This window comes from Vibrio ishigakensis (assembly GCF_024347675.1).
Taxonomy (GTDB): Bacteria; Pseudomonadota; Gammaproteobacteria; order Enterobacterales; family Vibrionaceae; genus Vibrio; species Vibrio ishigakensis.
The window spans coordinates 59,389-84,979 of record NZ_AP024881.1; the positions used below are offsets into that span (position 1 = coordinate 59,389).

The window sequence follows — 25,591 nt, forward strand, 5'->3', positions numbered from 1 at the left end:
TTCTTTCAATGGATTGAAGGGGTTAACGAATGGCAAAGGGTATTGGTGTTCTAGCAGTCTTGGTAGCAAGCATCTTGAGTTTTGGGGCTCAGGCTGGTCAATATCTTTGCTCGGCCACTCAATCTTCCTATGAGAAGCCCGCAGAACTTGGTGAAGAGTGCCCAGTAGGGAATGCACTATGGGGCAATAGCAAACCCAAGCATAAAAATTCTACCTTCTGGATCCAGTGTGGTCTATTCCCTGAAGGTCTCACCATGGGGCAGGTCGAAACCCTTTATCCTAATGTGTCAGCATCGATCTGGAACAAGCAGGAGAAAAAGGGCATGCGATGCCTTATCGGTCCCTACGATGACTTCTCCCAAGTTCGTCTTGAGTTAACCCAACTAAAAACAGTGACTGGTTTTGAGAGTGCGTTTATTAGGGAAGTGCGCAAATAACTGCTCTACTGACACTTTTGTGAGCCTCAAAAAATAAAAAATAGCCCAAAACATTTGGTACGCCAGATAGTAAATGTGCTTTCACGGGCCTTGATATTTACGTAAACCGAGCCATCTAACCTCTATGCGTATAAATTCATATTTATCAGACGCTTGTACACTCTTGCTTGATTCAAAGTCATAATCAAAGACTTATTCTTTCATCGCTAGATATTACTTTCCTCAATGGTTTTAGACTCCCAGTAATATTACTGAAACCTCGCCTGTAACAAAATGTAATAAAGCCTGTTTATAAACTTCCGCCAGATTATTCCATTAACTGACAAGGAGTTGAAAGGAAGTAATGGGCATACAAAAACTTAAGAAACAGGCACTGGCGCTTTCGATTGCTGGACTTGCCTCTCAGGCTGTTTTTGCTGAGGCTCCGGGAATAGAAAGAGCGGACGTGGACCTTGGTGATAACTTTAAGATTGCGATCCTACCGGACACGCAATACCTCACCTTTAACTACCCAGAGATATTTACTAAGCAGACTGAGTGGTTGGCCGCCAATGCAGCCAAAGAGGATATTCAGTTTGTTATTCATGTGGGCGATATCGTCCAGAAAGGCCAGAACGAGTGGGAGTGGGAGCACGCCAACGAGTCGATGAAAGTGTTGGATGATGCTGGTATCCCTTACAGCACCACGATTGGTAACCACGACATTGATAAAACGGCTTCTTCTTGGGAGTTGGTCAATGCCGATAATTTTATAAAGCACTACGGACCACACCGCTTCGAGGGTCGTGATGATTTCTTGGGTGCTTCAGAAGATGGACTGGTAACGGCATTTAGGTTTTCTGCTACGGGTCGTGACTTCCTTATTTTGAATATGTCTATCGACCCAACCGAAGAGCACTTGGATTGGGGGCGGGCTATCCTGCGCAGCTATCCGAACTTGCCTACCATTCTCGTGACTCATCGATTAGTGGGCGAGAATGGCGACCTAGGCTTTACCAACAATGTTTTCTCTGGCTTTGAAACCAAAGACCCTATCCAGATGTGGGAAGAGTTTATTAAACACGAAGACCAGATCTTTATGACTATCAATGGTCACTCCTCTCCAGCGCCATCCAATGGTGCGTACAACATAGTGAGAACCAATGCCAATGGCCTCCCGGTAAATCAGATTCTAGTCGACTACCAAAATCTCTATGAAGACGACGAGACCTGCAGTGATGTCTACCCAGAAAACTGTGGAGAGAAAAGTGGCAAAGGCTATCTGCGTATCATGAATATTGATATGGCGAACAACACCATCTCTCACAGGTCTTACTCACCCCATATCGATGAACTAGAAGGTGATGGTGATTACACTACTGGTGAGGAAGGCTTCTTCCTCGATAAGTGGAATCACTTCGATGATTACATCAATTTCGCTCAAAGATTTGGAGAGACTGAACCAACCGAGATAGAGCAGGTAGACATTCAAATTGAATACGATGATCCAGAAGAGTTTGGCGGTAACAAATGGCTGACTAAGACTGAGACAACTTTGCCTGCAGGCACTTACGAAACCATCACCGCTAAGGCTTCCCCTGAGGTGAATTCTCTTAAAGGTGTTGAGCTTGAGTGGAATATCGAAAATTTAAGCCGTGCAAATGAGAATGTTGTAGAACTGATTGAGAGCCCATCTAGCAACGAGGTACAGATTAAGGCTCTTAATCCTGGTGTTGCTCTTATTACGGCTGAAGCTCAAGGTTCTGAATCTGAACCGATAAAGGTTACGGTTACTGAGCCAGTAAACAACATCTATGCGCTTAAAGTTCTAAATGAGAACAATCAGGCTTTTGCAGAGCCAGGAGAGACAGTCTCATTTGATCTAGAAATGTCATCGCTACAGCAAGTTCAAGATGTGGAACTGAAATTTACCATTCATACCAAAACCATCGAGGACGATAAGGTTGAGGTGACAGACAGCGTTTATGCAGATACTGCATTTATCGAAGGACTGAATGGCTTCAGTGTATTGGATTACTCTTATGAGCCTATTGTTGATGCTGAAGACCCTGAGCTAGGGGCAAGAGTAGAGATGACTGTGAATCTTCAGTGTGTGGAGGGTTCTTGTACATCAGATATGACTAAAGAATCCATTGCAAGCATCAGCTTTGAAACCAACCCAGAGGTATCAACCGGTAAAGCGAGTAAAGATGACTCTTACACCGAGATCGAAATTACTAGCCTGTCAGTAAACAATCAGCAGACTCTAGAGCAAACGCCTACCTATGCCATGGAAATCAAAGATAGAGTGGCGTTTAAATCAGTCTACCCATTTGGAGATGTGGCTGGTGGAGCGACTGCTGGCGAGTTTATTAGCGATACCAAAATTGACCTTGCTGACCTAGCTATGGTGCAAAGATTTATGGGTTCAAACTCAAGCCTTGGGGATGACTACTGGCGCCATATCCGCTGGGGTTCTTCTCGAGCTGATGTTAATGGGGATGAAGTTATCGATATGAAAGATTTCTATACCATTTATCAAGAACTAGACATGCACAAATAACAAGGGAGCCATGATTGATATGTTGACTAAAAATAAACTGCTGTTTGCTCTGCTTGCTACGTGTTTTGCTCTAGCGGGCTGTGATGATGAATCTGCTGCTGAGGTTTCACAGGGGAATATCTCTTTAAATGTTGAAGAGGCTTGGGATGCTGAGAAAAACGTGACCTATGATGTCATTGCGAGCAATGCGGGAGACCCAGGTAAGATAAATTGGTCTGTTAGCGATACCTCTGTGCTAGAGATAAGCTCGATCGAGCAAGGCGGTTCAGCAATCAGAGTGAAAGCACTCGACTATGGCAGCGCAACCATTACGGCGAGTATTAGCAATGGAAATACCATAGAGTCGGTAGTTACTGTCGAGGGCTTATCTGAGAACGTATTTGCGGTGAAACCATCATCAACTGCTCAATCAACTCAGTCTGCTGAAGGAGACAGTTTCGCTAGTTTTGCCCTTACTATGCCTCACAGCAGTGGTGTATTAAATGCCAAGGTGGCTTTTGAGGTAGAGGCGAGTTCCCTCGACACTGCAAATTCAACCGTAACGGGTCATGGGATGTTCCAAGCATTGGAAAATGACCTTGGTGAGCAGATTGTCTGGACCGGCTCTGATGGTGATAAGCAACAGGGCTATGTGATCCTTTACGCGGTTAGTGAAGAGTTAGGAGACCTATTCTACGGAGTTCCAGCGCAAGAGGAACTGACGCTAGGTACGATTAACTTTAAGGTTTCTAATGAAGATGTTGCTCTTACTATCACTAGCGTAGAAGTAGCGGGTGTGAATGAACTTCTTAACGTTCATCAGTATGAACCTCCTTTAGTTACAGATACAGCATCGGTATCAACCAACTAGGTTCGAGATATAAAAAAATGCCAGCAACACTGCTGGCATTTTTTCGTTTCAAAACCTGCGATTAACGCATGGTAACAAACTCTTCTGAGCCCGTTGGGTGGATAGCCACAACAGAGTCGAAGTCAGCTTTAGTTGCGCCCATCTTCATAGCAACACCAAAGCCTTGGATCATCTCATCAACTGTGTAGCCGATACCGTGTAGGCCAACAACCTTCTCGTCGTCGCCGGCACATACTAGCTTCATCTTACAAGGTTGACGGTGCTTAGTTACTGCAGTGTACATGGCAGTGAAGCTAGAGGTGTACACCTTAACGTTTTCTTCGCCAAACTCTGCAATTGCTTCTTGTTCAGTCAGACCGATAGTGCCGATTGGTGGGTGGCTGAATACCACAGTCGGGACTAGCTTGTAGTCCATCTTAGCGTCTGGTTTGTTGTTGAATAGACGCTCAGAAAGCTGACGACCCGCTTTAACTGCAACTGGCGTTAGTTCGATGCCGCCTTCCATGATGTCACCTACGCAGTAGATACCGTCAACGTTAGTTTGTTGATACTCGTCTACCTTGATGTAGCCACGGTCAGTGGTTTCTACACCTGTCGCATTTAGGTTGATCGCGTCTGTGGTTGGGTGACGACCGATAGCCCAGATTAGGGTATCAACGTTGTGGCTGTTGCCGTTCTCAAGGTGCAGAGTTAGGCTGCCATCTTCCTCTTTCACTACCTCTTTTGGTACGGAGTGAGTGTGAAGGGTTGGACCTTCAGCCGTCATTACTTCAGTAAGGGTCTCGATGATCATAGGGTCAAAGCTACGAAGTGGAGACTCTTTACGCACGAATAGGTCGGTTTGAGTACCAAGTGCACTTAGAACGCCGGCGATCTCAACCGCGATGTAGCCCGCACCAACAACCGCAACACGCTTAGGTTGCTCGGTTAGGTCGAAGAAACCGTTCGAATCGATACCGTGTTCAGCACCAGGGATATTTGGGATAGTTGGGCGACCGCCAACGGCGATAAGGATATGGTCAGCGGTGTAATGCTCGCCATTTACTTCAACGGTTTTCGCGTCAACGAATTTAGCAAAGCCCTTGATTACCTCAACCTTGTTGTTGCCTAGCACACGGTCATAAGACTGGTGGATACGGCCGATATAAGCCTGACGGCTTTCCACTAGGGTAGACCAGTTGAAGCCTTTTACATCCACATCAAAGCCGTAGTCTTCAGCGTATAGGTTCATCGCCTCAGCTACCTGAGCGCCGTGCCACATTACCTTTTTAGGCACACAGCCAACGTTCACACAGGTACCGCCAAGGTCTTTCGCTTCAATCAAAGCTACCTTAGCACCATACATAGCCGCTCGGTTTGCAGAAGCGATGCCGCCACTGCCGCCACCAATACAGATGTAATCAAAATGAGTTGCCATTATTTTCTCCAAATTCCTTGTGTATTTTTTATATGGGGTGCCTTTTACTCAGGTACAACCCATTCAACCTTGAAGTGACCAGTTGAAGGTGCGATTGCTTGCTTAAGCAATGGCAGAATCTCTTTCATTTGGCTTTCTAGCTTCCATGGCGGGTTGATGACGATCATGCCAGATGCCGTCATGCCGCGTTCGTTTGTGTCTGGGGACACCCCTAGTTCAATCTGCAAAATCTTCTTAATGCCAAGGCCTTCGAGGCCCTCAAGCATGTCATCGATATCGTAGCGATTCACCACAGGATACCAAATCGCATAGATGCCCGTAGCCCAGCGTTTGTAACTTTGTGCAATGGCATTTACAACATCGCGGTATTCTTTGGCTAGCTCATACGGTGGGTCGATAAGTACCAGGCCTCGACGCTCTTGAGGTGGAAGGCTCGCCTTTAGGCGCTTAAAGCCATCTTCTTTGTAGATGCGTACCTGACGGTCACGGTGGAACTCTTGCTCAAGAAGTGGGAAATCACTCGGGTGCAGCTCAGTTAAAACCATGCGGTCTTGCTTGCGTAGCTGTGCACGCGCAACGCGTGGAGAGCCAGGATAGTATCTTAGGTCTTCGCCTTGGTTTAGGGTGCGAATAGAGTCTAGATAGCTGGTTAGCTCTTCTGGCATAGCTTGTTGCCAGATCTTAGCGATACCTTGCTTGTATTCACCGGTTTTTTCAGACCATTCATGGGTTAGGTCATAGCGACCCACACCCGAATGGGTATCGTGATATACAAAGGGCTTATCCTTTTGCTTTAGCGCATCTAGGATTAGACTTTGAACTATGTGTTTAACAACGTCTGCATGGTTGCCAGCATGAAAGCTGTGGCGATAACTGAGCACAGTATCTCCTAGGAATGATCGATATAGAGTCTCACGCCAGTATACTTGAAAAACGCCTAAGCTGTCGCAATCTAAGTATCTATAAGATAAAACAAAAGGGAACTTCCAATGCCTAACCCGTTGCTTGATTTTACTGATTTACCTCCGTTTTCGGACATTAAGCCTGAGCATGTTAAGCCTGCCGTGGAAAAGGCAATCGCAGACTGCCGTCATAAGATTGACCTGGTTCTAGAAGGGAATGAAAATCCAACTTGGGACAACATCTGCTTGCCTATCGATGAAACCGATTCGGTTCTTTCTCGCCTTTGGTCTCCTGTGAGCCATTTGAACTCGGTTGCTAACAGTGAAGAACTTCGTGAAGCGTACGAGAGCTGCTTGCCACTACTGTCTGAGTTCAGCACTTGGGTTGGTCAGCACAAGGGATTGTACGAAGCCTATAAGACCATCAAGAACTCTGGTGAGTTTGAGCGTCTGTCTCAGGCTAAGCAAAAATCTATTACCGATGCACTGCGTGATTTCGAGCTATCTGGTATTGGTCTACCTGCAGATGAACAGCACAGATACGGTGAGATCAGTAAGCGACTCTCCGAGCTTGCGTCTAAGTTCTCAAACAACGTTCTTGATGCCACCATGGGTTGGTCAAAGCACATCACAGATGTATCTGAGCTTTCAGGTATGCCAGAGTCTGCACTAGAGGCAGCTAAAGCGGCGGCTGAGGCGAAAGAGCTTGAGGGTTATCTACTAACACTAGAGATGCCTTCGTATATTCCAGTATTAACTTACTGTGACAATCAAGAACTGCGCCGTGAGATGTATGAAGCGTACAACACCCGTGCGTCTGATCGTGGTCCAAATGCTGGTCAGTGGGATAACTCAGAGATCATGGCTGAGCAGCTTAAGCTTCGTCATGAGATTGCGCGTATGTTGGGCTTCTCTAACTACAGTGAACGTTCCATTGCCACTAAGATGGCAGAGTCTACCGAGCAGGTACTTGGTTTCCTAAATGACCTAGCAACCAAGGCCAAAGCACAAGGTGAGCGCGAGGTTGAAGAGCTAGCACTGTTTGCCCATGCGGAGTATGACGTTCATGAATTAAACCTATGGGACATTGCTTACTACAGTGAAAAGCAGAAGCAGAGTCTATTCAGCATCTCTGACGAAGACCTGCGCCCATACTTCCCTGAAGATAAAGTGATTTCTGGTCTATTCGAGGTGCTTAAGCGCGTCTTTGGTATGACAGTACAAGAGCGCAAGGGTGTGGATGTATGGCACGAATCTGTGCGCTTCTTTGATATCTACAACCCGCAGGGAGAAGTTCGTGGTAGCTTCTATCTTGATTTGTATGCCCGTGAACACAAGCGTGGTGGTGCATGGATGGATGAGTGCCGAGTACGTCGTACCACCATCGATGGCACGCTAGAAACGCCAGTGGCGTATCTAACCTGTAACTTCAACAAGCCAGTGGGTGACAAGCCTGCGCTGTTTACTCACAACGAAGTAACCACTCTGTTCCATGAATTTGGCCATGGTATCCACCACATGCTGACCCAGATCGATGTGTCTTCAGTGTCTGGTATCAATGGCGTGCCGTGGGATGCGGTTGAATTGCCAAGTCAGTTCCTAGAAAACTGGTGTTGGGAAGAAGAGGCGCTAGCCTTTATTTCGGGTCACTTCGAAACCGGTGAGCCACTTCCGAAAGAAATGCTCGAGAAAATGCTAGCAGCGAAAAACTTCCAGTCGGCGATGTTTATCCTGCGTCAGCTAGAATTCGGATTGTTTGACTTCACTCTGCATACCGAATTCGATCCAGAGATAGGTGCTCGCGTTCTTGAGACACTGGCTGAGGTGAAAGAGAAGGTAGCCGTTCTTCCTAGCCTAGAGTGGAACCGTTTCTCCCACGCATTTAGCCATATTTTTGCTGGTGGCTACAGCGCGGGTTACTACAGTTATCTTTGGGCTGAGGTGCTGTCTTCAGATGCGTTCTCTCGCTTTGAGGAAGAGGGCATCTTCAACGAGACTACAGGTAAGAGTTTCCTCAACAACATCCTTGAGATGGGTGGCAGTGAGGAGCCTATGGAGCTATTCAAACGCTTCCGTGGCCGTGAGCCAGAGATCGATGCCTTGCTTCGACACTCAGGCATCAGCGCCTAACAGAACTAAAAACGCCAGCATCAGCTGGCGTTTTTTATGGGTTCACATTTCTGTTGATTGGGTTCTGTAGCGAGATAAGGGTTTCAGTAGATTGCACCTCATCGATAGCCTGAAGTTTGTTGATCAGCACGTGTTGCAGCTCTTCAATACTGCGGCACATCAGCTTAACGAAAATGCTGTAGGCACCTGTGGTGTAATAAGCTTCAACCACTTCGTCTAGGGCATTAAGCTTCTCTAGAGCCGAGTGATAATCTTTAGCCGCGTTGAGGTTGATGCCGATAAAGCAACACACGTCGTAGCCAAGCATCTTGGTATTCACGACCACCTCAGTCCCTTCAATGACTCCAGCTCCTTTCATCTTCTCAATGCGCACATGCACAGTTGCTGGGCTGACATGAAACTGCTTCGCCATCTCTGCATAGGGAGTGCGAGCATCTATCATCAAGGTTTTTAGAATGTCTTTGTCCAACTGATCGAGCAGAGGTGTTGGATTCATTAGATTTCCCCGAAACTTATAGTGGAATAAGATAAACTATATCCTGTTTGAAAAATTACTGAAGAGAGAAGAGCTTGCAGATTCAACTGTTGGCATCCCAAGAGCGTCAATCTGAGCTGAATGAATTGGCTGAGCGCTGGGGATTGAAGCACGACCCAGAGAGCGTTTTTGCCTTGGTTCTAGAAGATAAGCTTGAGCTGAAGAAGCTGGATGAACCTAAGCTGGGTTCTATCTTTGTTGATTTCGCTGGTGGCGCTGTGGCTCACCGTCGTAAATTCGGTGGCGGTAAAGGTCAGGCTATTGCCAAGGCCGCTGGCCTTAACAAGGGTGTGACTCCGAATGTGCTAGACGGCACCGCAGGCCTTGGCCGTGATGCTTTTGTTCTCGCTTCTCTTGGATGCAAGGTGCAGATGGTGGAGCGCCACCCTGTGGTTGCCGCTCTTCTTGATGATGGCCTTAAGCGCGCCAAGTCAGATCCTGAGATTGGTACTTGGGTGAGCGAACGAATGAGCCTTCTGCACGCCTCAAGCCTAGATGCGCTATCTAAACTGGCAGAAGATTTAGGGTTCGTGAAGCCTGATGTGGTCTATCTCGACCCTATGTATCCTCACCCAGAGAACAAAAAGAAAAGTGCTCTGGTAAAGAAAGAGATGCGCGTATTCCAGCACTTAGTGGGCGCTGATCTCGATGCTGATGGTTTGCTAACACCAGCCCTTGAGCTTGCAACCAAGCGGGTTGTGGTTAAGCGTCCCGATTATGCGAACTGGCTCGATGAGAAAAAACCTAGCATGGCTATAGAGACTAAAAAGAACCGCTTTGACGTGTATGTGAAGTCGGCCATGGATAGCCAAAATTAAAACTTGAATTGCCTTTACCTCGCCACTATATCTAAGTAATAATCATTCTTATTTCTTCTTTGGCTAGTGAGGTGTTATGGCTAAGAAAATGTGCAAATTAAACCGACGCACTATTGCAGCGAGTATGGGGGCAGTCTATTCCATCGTGGCTGAACCTAAGTTTGTGTGTCGCTCTTGTGCCCGCTCTGCGGATAAAAGTGCCAATTTGTGCAAGCCTACTCCGATACCTCCCAAGGCATGTCGCAGTGCGAATCCATCTCTAGAGATAGTAGAAGAGTGCGCACTGGTAGCAGAAGCTAAGCAGACTCAGACGATTTCTGAGGTTAAGAAGCCAGAAAAAACCGTTGTTGAGGTCAAACCAAGCAAGCCGCAGATCAAGCGTGCAGAGCGAGCGGTTGCTAAGGCAAAAATGAAGCGAACGGAAACTGCCGAGGTGGTAGAGCTTGAACCGCGTATCAACGAGAAAGCGCTGAAGAAACAGCGTAAAGCGTTAAAGCAACAGAAAAAGCTGTATAAGAAACTTAAGAAGCTCCTAAAAAAAGAGCAGAAACTGACTCAGAAGCGAGCAAAACTGGATGCTCATCTAAACGAGGTCTTCGAAGCCTCAAATGTACAAGCCAGCAGCAAACATCTACATTAAAAAAGGCCCTCAGTGAGGGCCTTTTTACTTTCTGTGTTAATCGAGCGGTACAACCAAAAGATCGATTGGCATATCGTGTACCAAATGCCTAGTGTTCGACAGCAACTTGCCCCAGAAGTCGTGGTGGTGACCACATACAACTAGGTCGAAGCCCTGCTTCTTAATAGCATCTGACAACTCTTCTGCTAAGTCTCCTCGTCCAACCATAACGTTAGCGATTGGATAATCTACATGCTCAGCCAAGGTCTGTAGTTTATCGGTCGAGTGCTTGGTCACTGCAGCCTGATTATCTACAAGGTTTACATCGATAAGTCCAGCGTAGATGTTGTTGTAATTTACATCGATATGGATCAGAGAAAGTTCAGCACCCACCGCTTTGGCTAGGTTGGCTGCTCTCTTTACTAGATATTCACTGTGATCGCCTAGGTCTACAGCGACTACTATGTGTTGATAGCTCATGACGGTCTCCTTGTTGTTTTTATTCTCTATTTTCAGTTTAGCAGTCCGTAAAATTGATTCTGCTAGAGTGATCCAAAGTTGCAAGATTTCACTACTTAATGGACGGGATTTTTGATTTGGAGCAATTTTTATTAGCAATCGGCAACGGTGAGCGTGTTATATTTATTGCTAATCAGCGGTATTTAGAGAACAAGAGGAACGTCTTATGCTGGCACAAGAAATGGTAGATAAACTAAATGAGCAAATTAACCTAGAATTTTTCTCATCCAATCTATACTTACAAATGAGTGCTTGGTGCGAAGACAAAGGTTTCGAGGGCGCGGCTGAGTTCATGCGCAAACATGCCACCGAAGAAATGGAGCACATGCAGCGACTTTTCACTTACGTTAGCGAGACAGGGTCAATGCCTATTTTAGGTACGATAGAAGCTCCGCGCTCTGAGTTCGCTACTTTAGGTGAAGTGTTCCGCGAGACATATGAGCACGAGTGTATGATTACGGAAAAAATCAACAAACTCGCGCATGCTGCCTTTGTTAGTCAAGATTACTCAACGTTCAATTTCTTGCAGTGGTATGTGGCAGAACAACACGAAGAAGAGAAATTGTTTAAAGGGATTTTAGACAAGCTAGAACTAGTAGGTGAGAACGGCCAAGCTCTGTTCTTCATCGACAAAGACCTAGCGACCATGGCGAAAGAAGGTTCAACCTCAATAATGGATGTAGCCGCAGAGTAGGCTTCAGCTACTCGACTCTAACGATCTTGCACTGATCGTCTGGCTACTCCTTGAGGCTTAGGGAGGAAGAGAGATGATCAGTGGGGATTTGATTATTTTTGCGCTTTTGACTGTAACAACAGTCAATTTTGTCCGTTATATCAGCACGTTGCGAACGCTCATATTCGTAATGCGAGAAGCTCACCCTTTACTATATCAACAGGTAGACGGGCGCGGTTTCTTTACTACTCAAGGAAACGTGGTCAAACAGTTCCGACTCTTCCACTATCTTCGCGGTCGCGAATACAAAGAACATCATGACCCTGTATTCGTTGAGAAATGCGATAAGGTCCGAGAGCTCTTCATACTGAGTTGTGCCTTACTGTTCGTAACCCTGATTGCTGCATTTAGCGTCTAGATTGCAAGTCACAAGCAAGTGAGTACAATACACCCGCGAAGGGCATGCGTATTGCGCATGTCCTTTTTTGTTTTTTGGTCGCAGAGAGTAGAGAGATGAGTGAACGCTTTGATGTTGTGGTAATTGGTGCTGGCGCATCAGGAATGATGTGTGCCGCCGAAGCAGGGAAGCGTGGACGTAAGGTTTTGGTGCTGGATCATGCTAAGAAACCGGGTCGAAAAATCCTTATCTCTGGTGGTGGTCGCTGTAATTTCAGTAACTACGACGTGTCTGCGGCAAACTTCATCTGTAGCAACCCGCACTTTGTAAAATCGGCTCTATCTCAGTATACCAATTGGGATTTTATCTCTATGGTGAGCAAGCATGGTATTGAGTTTGAAGAGCGCGACCATGGGCAGTTGTTTTGTGTCGATTCTGCCAAGCAAATCGTGCAGATGCTTCTGGATGAGTGCGACAGTAACTTCGTTCAGTTCCGCTATCAGATAGCTGTTACCGATATCGAAAAGATCGGCTCTGGTTTTACCTTGCTTGCTAATGGTCATCGTATCGAATGTGAATCGCTGGTGGTTGCCACCGGTGGTCTTTCTATGCCTAAGCTGGGAGCGACTCCATTTGGTTATCAATTGGCTGAGCAGTTTGGCTTAAGTGTGGTACCAACCACGGCGGGCCTAGTGCCATTCACTTTGCACAAACAAGACAAGATCGATTTTAGCGAGCTATCGGGTATTGCGATTCCAGCTGAGATCTACGCTGAAGATGGCACCATGTTTAAAGAAGCTTTGCTGTTTACTCACAGAGGCTTGTCTGGGCCATCGGTATTGCAGATCTCATCGTATTGGCAAGCGGGACAGAAGGTGACTATCAACCTGGTGCCAGAAGCTGATGTTAAAGAACTGCTAGTGCAGAGTCGCGAAAAACACCCAAACCAGACCACTAAGAACACCCTAAGCAAAGTACTGCCAAAGCGCTTGGTTGAGGTGCTGATTGAGCGTAAACAGCTGACCGACAAACCACTTAAGCAGTTGAATCATAAAGAGTACGATCAGATTGTAGAGCTGTTAGAGGGTTGGCAGATCGTGCCAAATGGTACAGAAGGGTATCGAACTGCTGAGGTCACTTTGGGTGGTGTAGATACCGATCATCTCTCCTCGAAGACTATGGAGTGTAAGACTATCTCAGGTCTGTATTTCATCGGTGAGGTGATGGATGTTACCGGTTGGCTTGGTGGCTACAACTTCTGTTGGTGCTGGAGTTCAGGCTTCGTAGCTGGGCAGAACGCATAAAAAACAGGCCGAAAGGCCTGCTTATCAAACTAGAGCTTTACCTAGGCTTAGGTAATTGCGCTTCGCTTCAAAGTAGCGGTGTTTGTGTGCTTCAAGTTGTGCTTGTAGCACCATCATCTCATCTGAATACTCGCCACGAACTGTAACCGGGGTTTGCTGATAGAAGCGAGACTTCACTGCAAATTCACTCTTGATAGCATCGTATTTGCGCTCAGCATCGATATAGATGTTGAGGTATTGGCTTAGTTGTTGCTGGATTTCACTTTCTACACTTTGTTTCTTTCTTGTTTCGGTGAATCGTTTAATGCTCAGTAGACTCAATGCGGTCGCAGAAGCGGTCGCAACAGCGTAGAAAAACAACATCTTTAGCTCACACCCTCGGAAGACTATTCAGGTGCGCGTATTTTGCACTTGTACAAACTTTAATCAAGTCCCAAAAATGAAAAATGAGTGTCTAAATATTGCACGAAAGTGTGATCTTCATTCATATCAATGAGTTGGCTATTTTCTATTCAGGAAAATAATTTTAAAAAACCGAGTCATGTGACTCGGTTTTCCTCAATTCACGGCTGTTCAGCCTAAAAGTTCCTGTGCACTTTTCACCACATTCTCTGTAGTAAAGCCAAACATCTTGAATAGCTCATCTGCTGGTGCAGACTCACCGAAGGTGGTCATGCCGATGATCTTGCCACCGAAGCCAACATACTTGTACCAGTAGTCAGCGATGCCCGCTTCAACTGCGATGCGCTTAGTTACTGAAGATGGTAGAACCGCTTCACGATATGCTTCGTCTTGCTTGTCGAACACGTCAGTTGCAGGCATAGACACTACGCGTACTGCTTTACCAAGGGCTGCTAGTTCAGCTTGGGCTGCTACTGCTAGCTCAACCTCAGAACCGGTTGCAATGATGATTAGCTCAGGCGTACCTTCACAATCTTTCAGGATGTAACCACCCTTAGCGATATTTGCTAGAGTCTCAGCGTCACGCTCTTGCTGTGCAAGGTTTTGACGAGAGAAGATCAGAGATGTAGGACCATCTTTACGCTCGATAGCCAATTTCCAAGCCACTGCAGACTCAACCTGGTCACATGGACGCCATGTGCTCATGTTTGGAGTTACACGTAGAGAAGCCAGTTGCTCTACAGGTTGGTGCGTTGGGCCATCTTCACCCAAACCGATTGAGTCGTGAGTGTAAACCTGAATATTCTGAACCTTCATCAGAGCTGCCATACGCATAGCGTTACGCGCGTACTCCATGAACATTAGGAAGGTTGCACCGTAAGGTACGAAGCCACCGTGCAGTGTGATACCGTTGATGATCGCTGTCATACCGAACTCACGCACACCGTAGTGGATGTAGTTGCCTGAGAAGTCTTGAGCTTCAAGAGACTTAGAGCCAGACCACATGGTTAGGTTTGATGGTGCAAGGTCCGCAGAGCCGCCCATGAATTCAGGTAGCATCTTGCCGAACGCTTCTAGCGCGTTTTGAGATGCTTTACGTGATGCGATGTTCGCAGGATTTGCTTGAAGGTCAGCAATGATTTCTGCTGTCTTCGCTTCCCACTCAGCAGGAAGGTCGCCGTTTACACGACGCTTAAGCTCAGCGGCTTCCGCTGGGAACTCTTTTGCGTAGGCGTCAAACTTGTCGTTCCAAGCCGCTTCTTTCGCTTTACCCGCTTCGTTAGCATCCCACTCAGCGTAGATGTCAGCAGGGATTTCAAATGGTGCGTGCTCCCAACCTAGGAATTCACGTGCCGCTGCGATTTCTGCTTCACCTAGTGGTGCGCCGTGGCAGTCGTGAGAACCTGCTTTGTTTGGAGAACCGAAGCCGATGATGGTCTTAGTACAGATAAGAGTAGGATGTGGGTCCGCCTTAGCCGCCTCAATTGCTGCATTGATAGCTTCAGCATCGTGACCGTCTACTGCTGGGATTACGTGCCAGCCGTACGCTTCAAAACGCTTAGGAGTATCGTCAGAGAACCAGCCTTCAACCTCACCGTCGATAGAGATGCCGTTGTCATCCCAGAATGCGATCAGCTTGCCTAGGCCTAGAGTACCTGCAAGAGAACACGCTTCGTGAGAGATACCTTCCATTAGACAGCCATCACCCATGAATACATAAGTGAAGTGGTCAACGATATCAAAGCCTGGCTTGTTGAACTGAGCAGCTAGCGCTTTCTCAGCAATTGCCATACCTACTGCGTTAGTCACGCCCTGACCTAGTGGACCAGTTGTAGTCTCGATACCCGGTGCATAGCCATACTCTGGGTGACCAGGAGTCTTAGAGTGAAGCTGACGGAAGTTTTTCAGGTCATCGATAGATAGCTCGTAACCTGATAGGTGAAGCAGAGAGTAGATCAGCATAGAGCCGTGGCCGTTTGAAAGTACAAAACGGTCGCGGTCAGCCCACTCTGGGTTTGAAGGGTTGTGGTTCAAGTGACCACGCCATAATACTTCGGCAATATCAGCCATCCCCATTGGGGCGCCTGGGTGACCAGAGTTAGCTTTTTGTACACCATCCATACTTAGCGCGCGGATTGCATTGGCGAGGTTTTTTCTGTCCATATTTGTTTCCAGTATTTAGATACAAAAGGGAGCTCCGGGCTCCCTTTGGTTATTTGTGTGGTTTACAGCTTTTCAGCGATCATCGACTCAAGCTTACCTTGGTCAACAGCGAAGTTACGGATGCCTTCCGCCAGCTTTTCTACCGCCATTGGGTCTTGATTGTGCTGCCATAGGAATTCGGCTTGGGTCATAGGGACAGGGTGCTCAGTAGTGCCTTTCGAGTCCACAAGTTTAGTCTCAACTTTGCCTTGGCTTGCTTCAAGCTCTGCTAGAAGAGGTGGTGCGATAGTCAGGCGATCACAGCCCGCAAGCTCGAGAATCTCATCGATGTTTCTAAAGCTTGCACCCATAACTACTGTGCTGTAGCCGTGCTGTTTGTAGTGGTTGTATATCTGGGTAACGGAGATCACTCCTGGGTCTTCGCTAGGTTCAAAATCGCGACCTTCTTTGGCCTTGTACCAATCCATGATACGACCAACAAATGGGGAGATCAGATAGACATCTGCCTCAGCACAGGCGCGGGCTTGAGCAAAAGAGAACAGTAAGGTCAGGTTGCAGTTAATGCCCTCTTTTTCCAAGATTTCTGCGGCGCGGATACCTTCCCAAGTAGAGGCTAGCTTGATCAGGATACGCTCATTGGAAATCCCCGCTTGGTTATACATAGCGATCAGTTGACGAGCCTTGGCCACACTCTTTTCTGTGTCATAGGAGAGACGCGCATCCACCTCGGTGGAGATGCGTCCAGGAATGGTCTTTAGGATCTCTTTGCCTATGTTGACCGCCAGCATGTCACAGGCAAATTGAACCTGCTCATCTTTATCTTGGCTTTGATTCTTGGCGTATTCGATGGCCTGTTGGATAAGCCCTTGGTACTCATCGATTTGGGCCGCTTTTAGAATAAGAGATGGGTTGGTGGTGGCGTCTTGAGGTTGGTATTTTTTTATCGCCTCAATCTCGCCTGTATCTGCCACTATGGTGGTGAGCTCACTCAGTTGAGCCAGTATATTTGTCATTCTTCTACCTAGTTCGGTTGGCTAAAGGCAAAAGTGGAAGCCTGAGCTTCCACTTTGAGGGGTTATAGGAACGCTTTGTATGGCAGTTCTGGCTCGTTCAGGAAGATATCCTTGAAGCCACGGAAGTGCTGATAGTGCATGCGACCCTTGTCCGTTGGGTAGGTGTATTTACCGCCTACTTGCCAGAAGAATGGGGCAAAGTTGTATTGCAGTCTGTCTTTCTTCATATTCCACAGCACCTCGATTTCGCGAGGGTCGTTCTGGAAGTTCGCCCAGATATCGTGGTGGAACGGCATCACTACGTCACAGTCTAGAGATTCAGCAGCACGTAGGATGTCTGATGAGGTCATCTTGTCGGTTACACCGCGTGGGTTTTCGCCGAAAGAAAGCAGTGCCACGTCAATTTGATACTCGTTGCCGTGCGCCGCATAGTAGTTTGAGTAGTGAGAGTCACCTGAGTGGTATACAGAGCCACCAGTGGTTTCGACTAGGTAGTTCACTGCACGCTTGTCCATACCGTCTAGGATCTCTTTATCATGAGAAGAGGTGCCCTCAGGTAGAGTAACTAGAGCAGTACGGTCGAATGAATCTAGAACGCGGATCTTCATATCGCCCACTTCAAGCACATCGCCAACCTTAGCCACAACACAGCGCTCTTCTGGCACACCCCAACCAGTCCATAGGTCAACACAGGCTTGTGGACCGATAAACTTCACATGGCTACCGCAGTTTTGCAGTACCGCTGCTGCTACGTTTACGTCGATATGGTCAGCATGGTCGTGAGAGGCTAGAACTGCATCGATCTCTTTGATTGCAAACGGGTCTAGCGGGAAGATAGCGGTACGTAGGTTTGGTTGTAGCGCTTCAACACCACCCATACGCATCATCTGGTGTTGGTTCTTCATGAACTGGTTCTTTTGCGTCTTCTTACCAGTACCACACCAGAAGTCGATAGAGATGTTAGTGTTGCCTTCACTCTTTAGCCAGATACCTGTGCAACCTAGCCACCACATAGAGAAAGTGTTTGGCTCAACCTTAGTGTTTTCAATTTCTTCGTTCAGCCAGGTACCCCACTCAGGGAAAGTATTAAGAATCCAAGACTCACGAGTAATTTCATTTACGTTGCTCATTTCAGCACCTTTTTATTCACGATTTTATATATTCAGGATGTAGGGGGCCGAGCACCTTAAAATTTAAGGCACTTAGCGTATTTTGTTGTTATTGGGTTTAGAGGGTTAGGCTAGGGTCACACTAGGATGACCTCAGTTCCTTGCCGCTTGATAGCTTCGATGACCTCTGGGTTGGCATCTTTGCCTGTGATCACCACATCTATCTTTTGAGCAGGGCAGAAAAGCATTCCGGTTCTCTGTCCTACCTTAGAGCTGTCCACCACCACCACGAGCTTGTCTATCTGTTCTAGCATCTGCTGCTCCGCTACTGCAGTTAGCATGTCCGCCTTATATAGGCCAGTTTCAGTTAAACCTTTGCCTGAGGTGAACATCCAGTTGCCTGCGTACCCGTTTAGCACATCCGGGGTAGGGTTAAGGAAAATATTCTTAGACTTGTTGTACTGACCCCCAATGATGATCACATCTTGGTGGTCTTCATTAATTAGATAGCTGGCTAGTGGGAAGTAGTTGGTGATGATCTGTACATCACGTCCGCATAATTGCTGTCCCAATAGAAAAGCAGTTGAGCCACAGTTCACAACTACGCTGTCTCCCGCCTGACAAAGTTCTGCGGCCTTGATTGCGATCAACGTCTTCTCTTCATAGTACTCTGTACTGTTGATCGTCAGCGGTGACCAGTTGCTTTTGTTCGATTGAACGCGCTCTGCACCATTGCGAACCTTACGTAGCTTGCCCAGTTCGTCCAGCTTGGAGATGTCTCGGCGAGCTGTCGCAGGAGAGACATTAAAGTTCTCGGTTATGTTGGAGACATTAATGGATTTGTTCTCTTCTAATAGAGACAGAATCCCGTTATGTCTTTGCGTTTCGTTCATGCCATCACCTTGTGCTCATTTCTGAGCGTTTCGCAATACTAGTGTGTGATTGCTTTATGATTACTTTTGATTTGTTTTGATTATATTGCTCACCAATTTGATTGTCAAACTTTGCATCGGTAAAAATGTGACCTAGAATGTGTATATTTATAAGTGATTGATTTTATTGGTTTAATTTAAATTGTCGTGATCTAGTGCTCAATAGTAGGAGTTTTATGGGGTGAAAATTGACCGAAATCAATCTAATCACAAATGTGCATTGAATGATTATTTGTGATTGTTAATTATCTTTACGTGAGCAAACAGAGGGTAGATTTCTCAAAGAAGGAATCACTCGAACCTACAACTAAATAGAATTAAAAAATTAATCAAAAGGGTAAAGATATGGAGTTCTTGTACGATATCTTCTATATATTTTACAGCCAAGTCATGACCAAAGCCCCGCTCCTGCTCGGCTTAGTTACCTGTCTCGGTTATATTCTTCTCAAGCGTGACGCTACTACCATCATCTCCGGCTCCATCAAGACTATCGTAGGCTTTATGATTGTTCAGGTGGGTGCAGGCACTCTGGTAGCTGGCTTCAAACCTGTTATAGAAAAGCTAAGTGAAATCCACGGTTTAACCGGCTCGGTTATCGACCCCTACACCTCGATGATGGCCACCATGGAAACCATGGGTGAGAACTACTCATGGGTAGGCTATGCAGTATTGTTAGCCCTGGGCCTTAACATTCTTCTGGTGGCTTTCCGCCGCTTTACCGGTATCCGAACCATTATGTTGACTGGACACATCATGTTCCAGCAAGCAGGTTTGATCGCGGTGTTCTACTTCGTGCTTGGTGCAAGCATGTGGGAGACCATCATCTATTCTGCGATTTTGATGGCGCTATACTGGGGTATCTCCTCAAACATTATGTTCAAGGCGACAGAAGAGGTTACTGGCGGTGCTGGCTTCTCTATCGGTCACCAACAACAGTTCGCATCATGGATTGCTACTAAGGTTGCCCCAAAACTTGGTGACAAGAATGACAGCGTAGACCACATCAACCTGCCTAAATGGCTGCACATATTCCACGACAGCATAGCGGCGACCACTATCGTAATGACGGTGTTCTTCGGCATCATCATGCTGTCATTCGGCCTTGATAACCTGCAAGAGATGGCAGGTGGCACTCACTGGCTTATCTATATCTTTGAAACTGGTCTTAAATTTGCCGTAGCTATCCAGGTTATCGTAACCGGTGTGCGTATGTTCGTTGCTGAACTGTCTGAGGCATTCAACGGTATCTCTGAGCGTCTTATCCCTAATGCGGTCCTGGCTATCGACTGTGCGGCTATCTACGCATACTCGCCTAACGCTATGGTATTCGGCTTCATGTGGGGTGCGGTAGGTCAATTCGTCGCGGTTCTGGCTCTGCTAGCGTTCGATGCGCCAATTATGATCATCCCTGGCTTCATCCCTATGTTCTTCTCCAACGCAACCATTGGCGTATTCGCTAACCACTTCGGTGGCTGGAAAGCGGTTATGAAGATCTGTTTCGTGATGGGCATCATCGAAGTTGTTGGTTCTGCATGGGCTATCCATATCTTCGCTCAATCAGGCACTGAATTTAATGGCTGGATGGGTATGGCGGACTGGGCTCTGGTATTCCCACCTATTATGCAAGGCCTGTCTGTATCGAGCATGTTCTTCTTCGTAGTCGTGGCGCTAGCAGGTGTGTATATGTACTTCGCATCAGCCAAGCTACGCGCTGAAGAGGATGCAGAGAAAGCCGCAACCATGACAGCAGTAACCCCAGAAGGCTTCGAGGTTGAGGTAAAAGCGGAACGTGAAGCAACTCAAGTGACTTCAGGCCAAGCAGTAGAACAAAAACCAGTGCGCATCCTAGTGTGTTGCGGCTCTGGGCAAGGCTCATCAATGATGTGCTCTAAGAAGATTAAGTCTTATCTAGATAAGCAAGGTATCCCAAGCACAACCAGCAACTGTGCCATTACAGACCACAAGTCTCGTGTCGATAGCTTCGACATCATAGTCACCTCGGTAGCGCTGGCTGAGCAGGTTATTGAACTGCCAGAGGGCAAGTTCAAGCTAGGCGTGAAGAACATGATTATGCCTAAGACCTTTGCTGATGACCTAGTTTCAATCATCAAGAACAACTTCCACAAATAACAACAATAGCGCTCAGTAAGATTGCTGAGCGCACCATAAAACAGATTATAAGTGAGTAAGATTATGCAACTGAAAGATTCCCTAACTTCAAACAACTCTATCCTACTTAACGCTCAAGCGAGCGATTGGAAATCGGCAATCAAGCTGGGCACAGATGCCTTGGTTAAGGCTGGCGTAGTAGAGCCTCGCTACTATGACGCAATCATCACAGCTATCGAAGAGCAAGGCCCTTACATCTGTATCCATGACGCTTTTGCTCTGCCTCATTGCCGCCCAGAGGACGGAGTTATCAAAACAGGTTTTGCCCTGACTGTGCTTGAGACGCCTATCTATTTCGAGGGTGTGGATGAGCCTGTTGATGTGCTAGTAACCCTTGCGGGTAAAGACTCTGATGAGCATATCGAGGGCACTATGCAGGTGGCTAATCTAATTGAGTTTGATGAAGACTTCTCTAAGTTGCGTGCGTGTAAGACTCCAGCGCAGGTAGCGAACCTGATTGAAGAAGCCTTGATGGCGGCAGAAGAGTTCGCTTAAGGGGGCAGATATGTATCAGGAACTGAAAAAGAGGGTGCTAGAGGCAAACCTCAAGCTTCCTAAATATGGCTTGGTGACTTTCACCTGGGGCAACGTCTCTGAGATTGATCGCGAAGCAGGCGTGATTGCCATCAAACCATCGGGCGTGGAGTACGACGCTATGACCTCTGAGGACATAGTGATCCTAGACCTTGAAGGCAATCGCATCGAAGGTACGCTCAATCCATCTAGCGACACCCAGACCCATATTGAAATCTATAAGGCGTTTCCTGGTGTGGGAGGCATAGTTCATACCCACTCTCGAAATGCCACTATTTGGGCTCAAGCCGGTCTGGATATCCCAGCACTTGGCACCACTCATGCGGATTACTTCTACGGAGACGTCCCATGTACTCGTCCCCTAACAGCGGAAGAAATCAAGGATGAATACGAGCGACACACAGGCACAGTAATCATCGAAGAGTTTAGTAAGCGCGACCTAGACCCTGCGGCGGTACCGAGTGTAGTAGTGAGTGGGCATGCGCCATTCTCTTGGGGTAAAGATGCCTTTGATGCGGTGCACAACGCCGTGGTCCTCGAAGAAGTGTCGGCTATGGCACTGGCTACGCGCTCACTGAATCAGAACATCAAGATCCAGCCGGAGCTATCGGATAAGCACTACCTGCGCAAACACGGTGAGAATGCTTACTACGGCCAGAACTAATCCAAGTTTGAGGTTTCCCTATGTACAAAGTCTTAGCGTTGGACCTAGATGGCACTGTGCTTAATGATGAGCACGGTATCCATCCTGAAGTAAAACAGGCCATTACAGAGGCTCAAAAACAGTGGCATGTGCTGATCGTCACCGGCAGACACCATACTGCCGCGAGACCCTACTACTACGAGTTGGGCCTTGATACGCCGATCATCTGTTGCAATGGCACCTACATCTACGACTATGCCACCGAGTCGGTACTCAAGCATCAGGCGATAGAAAAAGAGAGTGCTCTTAAGTTTATCGAGTTGACCCAAGAGTTTGGAGTCAAGATGGTGATGTACGTTACCGATGCCATGACCTATTCCAACTACAACCCTATCACCTATATGGAGGTGTTGGAGGAATGGGCTCTGACGGCGCCTGAGCAGCATAGGCCCAAGATATTCAAGATCGACTCCTTCGCCGAGATGGTGAAAAACAGCGAGCACGTTTGGAAATTCGTGGTCGAGGGAGAGCCTGAGTCGGTAGATAAATTAGTAAAACACCCTTGGGTGCAAGAGGCGTTTAATGGCGAGCGCTCATGGTCAAACCGTGTGGACTTCGCCGCCAAAGGCAACAGCAAAGGGCTTCGTCTTGCCGAGTATATCTCTGAGCTTGGCCTAGATGCGGAACAAGTCATCGCTGTGGGCGATAACCACAACGATATCTCAATGCTCAAGTTTGCCGGCCTAGGCGTGGCAATGAAAAACGCCGATGACCTAGTGAAATCCCACGCCCAAGCGGTATGTAAAACAGATAACAACAAGGATGGCTTAGCCCATCTAATACGTGAAAATTTTAAAGGATAATTCCATGACTAAACCTATGATCCAAATCGCTCTAGACCAAACCAACCTACCTGCGGCGATTGAAGTAGCGAAAAATGTAGAGAGCTTTGTTGATGTAATCGAGGTGGGCACGATTCTGGCGTTTGCCGACGGCATGAATGCGGTATCTACCCTGCGCAAGAACCACCCTGACCATATCCTAGTGTGTGATATGAAGACCACAGATGGTGGCGCAATCTTGTCGCGCATGGCGTTCGAGGCCGGCGCAAACTGGATTACGGTTTCAGCCGCTGCGCATATCGCCACTATCGAGGCGTGTAAGAAGGTAGCAGACGAGTTTGGTGGTGAAATCCAGATTGAGATCTATGGCAACTGGACACTAGAAGACGCTCAGGCTTGGGTTGATCTGGGAGTTAAGCAGGCTATCTACCACAGATCTCGTGACGCGGAACTGGCGGGCGTGGGTTGGACCCAGGCTGACCTTCATAAGATGCGCGCTCTGTCTGAGTTGGGTATCGAGCTATCAATCACAGGTGGCATAGTGCCGGAAGACATCTACTTGTTTGAGGGCATTAATGCCAAGACCTTTATCGCTGGCCGTGCATTGGCAGGTGAGAAGGGTAAGCAGACTGCAGAGGCTCTTAAAGCGCAGATCGATCGCTTCTGGAACTGATTGGAGTCTGTATGTATCAAAACCTACAAAGACATCGAGTGGGCCTGTATGAAAAGGCCCTCCCCAATGAGCTGAGTTGGGAAGAGAAGTTTGAGACCGCTAAAGAGCTTGGCTTCGATTTTCTAGAGATCTCTGTTGATGAATCCGATGAGCGCCGCAGCCGATTGGATTGGGATGATGAAACAATCTATTCATTGCGCAGGCTGTGTGAGAAGTACGAACTGCCATTGCAGTCCATGTGCCTGAGCGCACACCGTAAATTCCCATTTGGTTCACTAAACCCTGAGACTCATAAGCAAGCCTATATCCATATGGAGAAGGCGATTGCATTGGCCTATAAGCTGGGTATTCGCAATATCCAATTAGCGGGCTACGACGTCTACTATGAGCCAAAGAGCGAGGAGACCCATCAACGCTTTATCCAAGGCATGAAAGATGCGGCCAAGATGGCAGAGCGTGCCGGCATCATGCTCTCGGTTGAGATCATGGATACCGACTATCTCAATTCCTTGAGTAAGTTTGAGGTGCTGAATCGTGAGGTAAATTCTCCGTTTTTCACCGCCTATCCAGATGTGGGCAATATCTCAGGCTGGAATTACGACATAGTGACTGAGCTAAAGCTAAGTAAACCACACATTACGCAGATCCATCTGAAGGATACCTACAAGGTGACCGCTGATTACAAAGGGCAGTTTAGAGACCTAGTGATCGGTGAGGGTGAAGTGGACTTCAATGCCATCTTCGACACCCTGAAGCAGACCGAATGTGTGGTGCCCTTGGTGATTGAGATGTGGGCGCAGGATGAAAACTGGAAGCAGAACATTCGTATCGCTCAGACTCGTTTGAATCAGGCATGCGACCATGCTGGATTGCCACAACTCTTTGATTAAACGCCGCTCCTAAGTTGGCAAACCTAAGTGCAATGCATCCCCCCTGTGTTGCACTTTTTTCATTCTATGGCCGTGACAATATGAAAAACTTTTTAATTGCTCCATCTATACTCTCCGCAGATCTTGCAAACCTTGGTGCCGATGTACAAAAGGCTTTAGATGCGGGTGCTGACCTTATTCATTTCGATGTAATGGACAATCACTATGTTCCTAATCTGACCTTTGGTGCACCCGTGTGCCAAGCGCTTCGAGATTACGGCATTACCGCTCCCATCGATGTTCATTTGATGGCAAAACCTGTAGATGCCCTGATTGAGCAGTTTGCCAATGCTGGAGCCAGTTATATCTCGTTTCATGCCGAGGCGAGCGAACATATCGACCGCTCCATACAGCTGATCAAACAGCATGGATGCAAGGCTGGTCTGGTGTTGAATCCAGCTACCCCTTTGAGTGTATTGGACTATGTGATTGATAAGCTTGACCTTATCTTGGTGATGTCAGTAAACCCAGGCTTTGGTGGTCAGGCATTTATTCCAAGCTCTCTGGATAAGCTCACAGAGATCCGAAAGCGCATAGATGCTTCGGGCAGGAAGATACTGCTGCAGGTAGATGGTGGGGTAAAGATTAACAATATCAGGCAGATAGCCGAGGCTGGTGCGGACGTATTTGTGGCAGGCTCTGCAATCTTCGATAGCACGGATTATCGAACGACTATCGACGTGATGAGAACAGAGCTTGCGAGCTAGTACTGACTAAACGGCAATGGTGACTTTATCGCCGCCGACTTCGGCGATCTCTAGCAGGGTATCCATATGATATTTCTTGCGAATAGTGATGGTGTGGCCGTTTGAAGTGACCAGTTTTACGATCTCAAGAACGTCCTTAGGGTGAAGTGATGAGTCTTTGGCGATCTCGATGTTTACACCAAGTTGAGCCAATTTGATTACGTCTGAAGAGTGCATAGTAATAATGTTTCCATGTTAGCAATCCGCGCACTATATCACCGCAGTGTTTGATTCGACCAATATTGGCCGTTCATTCTGTGATTGGTAATAGTTTGGATAAGTGTCTGATTGCA

At 47.3% G+C, this 25,591-nt stretch carries 26 protein-coding genes; 16 read left to right on the forward strand and 10 right to left on the reverse strand.

Annotation, left to right across the window (positions count from 1 at the left end; genetic code table 11):
• The first annotated feature begins 29 nt into the window (after nucleotides 1-29).
• The 3 genes from Pcarn_RS00290 (at nucleotide 30) to Pcarn_RS00300 (ending at nucleotide 3,829) form a co-directional block, all read left to right on the forward strand.
• Nucleotides 30-437: an SPOR domain-containing protein gene (locus Pcarn_RS00290; RefSeq protein WP_261834427.1), complete on the forward strand. Its 408-nt coding sequence runs from the start codon at nucleotides 30-32 to the stop codon at nucleotides 435-437.
• 343 nt (nucleotides 438-780) lie between these two features.
• The gene (locus Pcarn_RS00295; RefSeq protein ID WP_261834428.1) at nucleotides 781-2,979 is read left to right on the forward strand and encodes a metallophosphoesterase; all 2,199 of its coding nucleotides are present in this window, start codon (nucleotides 781-783) and stop codon (nucleotides 2,977-2,979) included.
• A gap of 19 nt (nucleotides 2,980-2,998) precedes the next feature.
• Entirely contained in the window at nucleotides 2,999-3,829 is an 831-nt protein-coding gene (locus Pcarn_RS00300) for an Ig-like domain-containing protein (RefSeq protein ID WP_261834429.1), read from the forward strand.
• Nucleotides 3,830-3,890: 61 nt separating this feature from the next.
• Here the strand turns inward: Pcarn_RS00300 and gorA are convergent, their stop codons facing one another.
• Nucleotides 3,891-5,246: a glutathione-disulfide reductase gene (gorA, locus tag Pcarn_RS00305; RefSeq protein WP_261834430.1), complete on the reverse strand. Its 1,356-nt coding sequence runs from the start codon at nucleotides 5,244-5,246 to the stop codon at nucleotides 3,891-3,893.
• Between the two features lie 44 nt (nucleotides 5,247-5,290).
• The gene (locus tag Pcarn_RS00310; RefSeq protein ID WP_261834431.1) at nucleotides 5,291-6,127 is read right to left on the reverse strand and encodes a 23S rRNA (adenine(2030)-N(6))-methyltransferase RlmJ; all 837 of its coding nucleotides are present in this window, start codon (nucleotides 6,125-6,127) and stop codon (nucleotides 5,291-5,293) included.
• A gap of 108 nt (nucleotides 6,128-6,235) precedes the next feature.
• Here Pcarn_RS00310 and prlC point away from each other — a divergent pair, with 108 nt between their 5' ends.
• Nucleotides 6,236-8,278, forward strand: coding sequence for an oligopeptidase A (gene prlC / locus Pcarn_RS00315; protein WP_261834432.1), 2,043 nt, complete (start codon nucleotides 6,236-6,238; stop codon nucleotides 8,276-8,278).
• Nucleotides 8,279-8,312: 34 nt separating this feature from the next.
• Here prlC and asnC read toward each other — a convergent pair whose 3' ends face one another.
• Nucleotides 8,313-8,774 (reverse strand): transcriptional regulator AsnC, encoded by a 462-nt coding sequence (gene asnC, locus Pcarn_RS00320; RefSeq protein WP_261834433.1) that lies wholly within the window; start codon nucleotides 8,772-8,774, stop codon nucleotides 8,313-8,315.
• A 74-nt stretch (nucleotides 8,775-8,848) separates the two neighbouring features.
• Here asnC and Pcarn_RS00325 point away from each other — a divergent pair, with 74 nt between their 5' ends.
• Complete coding sequence (locus Pcarn_RS00325; RefSeq protein WP_261834434.1) at nucleotides 8,849-9,631, forward strand: class I SAM-dependent methyltransferase; 783 nt, start codon at nucleotides 8,849-8,851, stop codon at nucleotides 9,629-9,631.
• Nucleotides 9,632-9,707: 76 nt separating this feature from the next.
• Nucleotides 9,708-10,271: a hypothetical protein gene (locus tag Pcarn_RS00330; protein ID WP_261834435.1), complete on the forward strand. Its 564-nt coding sequence runs from the start codon at nucleotides 9,708-9,710 to the stop codon at nucleotides 10,269-10,271.
• 36 nt (nucleotides 10,272-10,307) lie between these two features.
• Here Pcarn_RS00330 and Pcarn_RS00335 read toward each other — a convergent pair whose 3' ends face one another.
• Nucleotides 10,308-10,730 carry a universal stress protein gene (locus tag Pcarn_RS00335; RefSeq protein ID WP_261834436.1) on the reverse strand — a complete coding sequence of 141 codons (423 nt, stop codon included), beginning with the start codon at nucleotides 10,728-10,730 and terminating at the stop codon, nucleotides 10,308-10,310.
• 205 nt (nucleotides 10,731-10,935) lie between these two features.
• Between Pcarn_RS00335 and ftnA the strand changes: the two genes are divergently transcribed.
• From ftnA to Pcarn_RS00350, 3 genes are all read left to right on the forward strand, one after another.
• Nucleotides 10,936-11,463, forward strand: a complete 528-nt coding sequence (gene ftnA, locus Pcarn_RS00340) for a non-heme ferritin (protein ID WP_261834437.1) — start codon at nucleotides 10,936-10,938, stop codon at nucleotides 11,461-11,463.
• A 73-nt stretch (nucleotides 11,464-11,536) separates the two neighbouring features.
• Nucleotides 11,537-11,860, forward strand: a complete 324-nt coding sequence (gene uspB, locus Pcarn_RS00345) for a universal stress protein UspB (protein WP_261834438.1) — start codon at nucleotides 11,537-11,539, stop codon at nucleotides 11,858-11,860.
• 95 nt (nucleotides 11,861-11,955) lie between these two features.
• A complete protein-coding gene (locus tag Pcarn_RS00350) occupies nucleotides 11,956-13,143 on the forward strand; it encodes a BaiN/RdsA family NAD(P)/FAD-dependent oxidoreductase (protein WP_261834439.1) in 1,188 nt (395 codons plus the stop codon).
• A gap of 24 nt (nucleotides 13,144-13,167) precedes the next feature.
• Here the strand turns inward: Pcarn_RS00350 and Pcarn_RS00355 are convergent, their stop codons facing one another.
• The 5 genes from Pcarn_RS00355 to ulaR form a co-directional block, all read right to left on the reverse strand.
• Nucleotides 13,168-13,506: a hypothetical protein gene (locus Pcarn_RS00355; protein WP_261834440.1), complete on the reverse strand. Its 339-nt coding sequence runs from the start codon at nucleotides 13,504-13,506 to the stop codon at nucleotides 13,168-13,170.
• Between the two features lie 210 nt (nucleotides 13,507-13,716).
• Complete coding sequence (gene tkt, locus Pcarn_RS00360; RefSeq protein WP_261834441.1) at nucleotides 13,717-15,708, reverse strand: transketolase; 1,992 nt, start codon at nucleotides 15,706-15,708, stop codon at nucleotides 13,717-13,719.
• 62 nt (nucleotides 15,709-15,770) lie between these two features.
• The gene (tal, locus tag Pcarn_RS00365) at nucleotides 15,771-16,721 is read right to left on the reverse strand and encodes a transaldolase (protein WP_261834442.1); all 951 of its coding nucleotides are present in this window, start codon (nucleotides 16,719-16,721) and stop codon (nucleotides 15,771-15,773) included.
• Nucleotides 16,722-16,783: 62 nt separating this feature from the next.
• Nucleotides 16,784-17,851: an L-ascorbate 6-phosphate lactonase gene (ulaG, locus tag Pcarn_RS00370; RefSeq protein ID WP_261834443.1), complete on the reverse strand. Its 1,068-nt coding sequence runs from the start codon at nucleotides 17,849-17,851 to the stop codon at nucleotides 16,784-16,786.
• A 116-nt stretch (nucleotides 17,852-17,967) separates the two neighbouring features.
• A complete protein-coding gene (gene ulaR, locus Pcarn_RS00375) occupies nucleotides 17,968-18,723 on the reverse strand; it encodes an HTH-type transcriptional regulator UlaR (RefSeq protein ID WP_261834444.1) in 756 nt (251 codons plus the stop codon).
• A 384-nt stretch (nucleotides 18,724-19,107) separates the two neighbouring features.
• Here ulaR and Pcarn_RS00380 point away from each other — a divergent pair, with 384 nt between their 5' ends.
• The 7 genes from Pcarn_RS00380 (at nucleotide 19,108) to rpe (ending at nucleotide 25,259) form a co-directional block, all read left to right on the forward strand.
• A complete protein-coding gene (locus Pcarn_RS00380; RefSeq protein ID WP_261834445.1) occupies nucleotides 19,108-20,892 on the forward strand; it encodes a PTS ascorbate-specific subunit IIBC in 1,785 nt (594 codons plus the stop codon).
• A gap of 63 nt (nucleotides 20,893-20,955) precedes the next feature.
• Nucleotides 20,956-21,426, forward strand: a complete 471-nt coding sequence (locus tag Pcarn_RS00385; protein ID WP_261834446.1) for a PTS sugar transporter subunit IIA — start codon at nucleotides 20,956-20,958, stop codon at nucleotides 21,424-21,426.
• 10 nt (nucleotides 21,427-21,436) lie between these two features.
• Nucleotides 21,437-22,129, forward strand: a complete 693-nt coding sequence (locus tag Pcarn_RS00390) for an L-ribulose-5-phosphate 4-epimerase (RefSeq protein WP_261834447.1) — start codon at nucleotides 21,437-21,439, stop codon at nucleotides 22,127-22,129.
• 20 nt (nucleotides 22,130-22,149) lie between these two features.
• Complete coding sequence (locus tag Pcarn_RS00395; RefSeq protein WP_261834448.1) at nucleotides 22,150-22,971, forward strand: Cof-type HAD-IIB family hydrolase; 822 nt, start codon at nucleotides 22,150-22,152, stop codon at nucleotides 22,969-22,971.
• Nucleotides 22,972-22,975: 4 nt separating this feature from the next.
• Nucleotides 22,976-23,623, forward strand: coding sequence for a 3-keto-L-gulonate-6-phosphate decarboxylase UlaD (locus tag Pcarn_RS00400; RefSeq protein WP_261834449.1), 648 nt, complete (start codon nucleotides 22,976-22,978; stop codon nucleotides 23,621-23,623).
• Between the two features lie 11 nt (nucleotides 23,624-23,634).
• Nucleotides 23,635-24,513 (forward strand): L-ribulose-5-phosphate 3-epimerase, encoded by an 879-nt coding sequence (locus Pcarn_RS00405; RefSeq protein WP_261834450.1) that lies wholly within the window; start codon nucleotides 23,635-23,637, stop codon nucleotides 24,511-24,513.
• Nucleotides 24,514-24,593: 80 nt separating this feature from the next.
• Nucleotides 24,594-25,259 (forward strand): ribulose-phosphate 3-epimerase, encoded by a 666-nt coding sequence (rpe, locus tag Pcarn_RS00410; RefSeq protein WP_261834451.1) that lies wholly within the window; start codon nucleotides 24,594-24,596, stop codon nucleotides 25,257-25,259.
• A gap of 6 nt (nucleotides 25,260-25,265) precedes the next feature.
• On the opposite strand, the gene Pcarn_RS00415 is transcribed toward rpe, so the two are convergent.
• A complete protein-coding gene (locus Pcarn_RS00415) occupies nucleotides 25,266-25,475 on the reverse strand; it encodes a hypothetical protein (protein ID WP_261834452.1) in 210 nt (69 codons plus the stop codon).
• Between the last annotated feature and the right edge of the window lie 116 nt (nucleotides 25,476-25,591).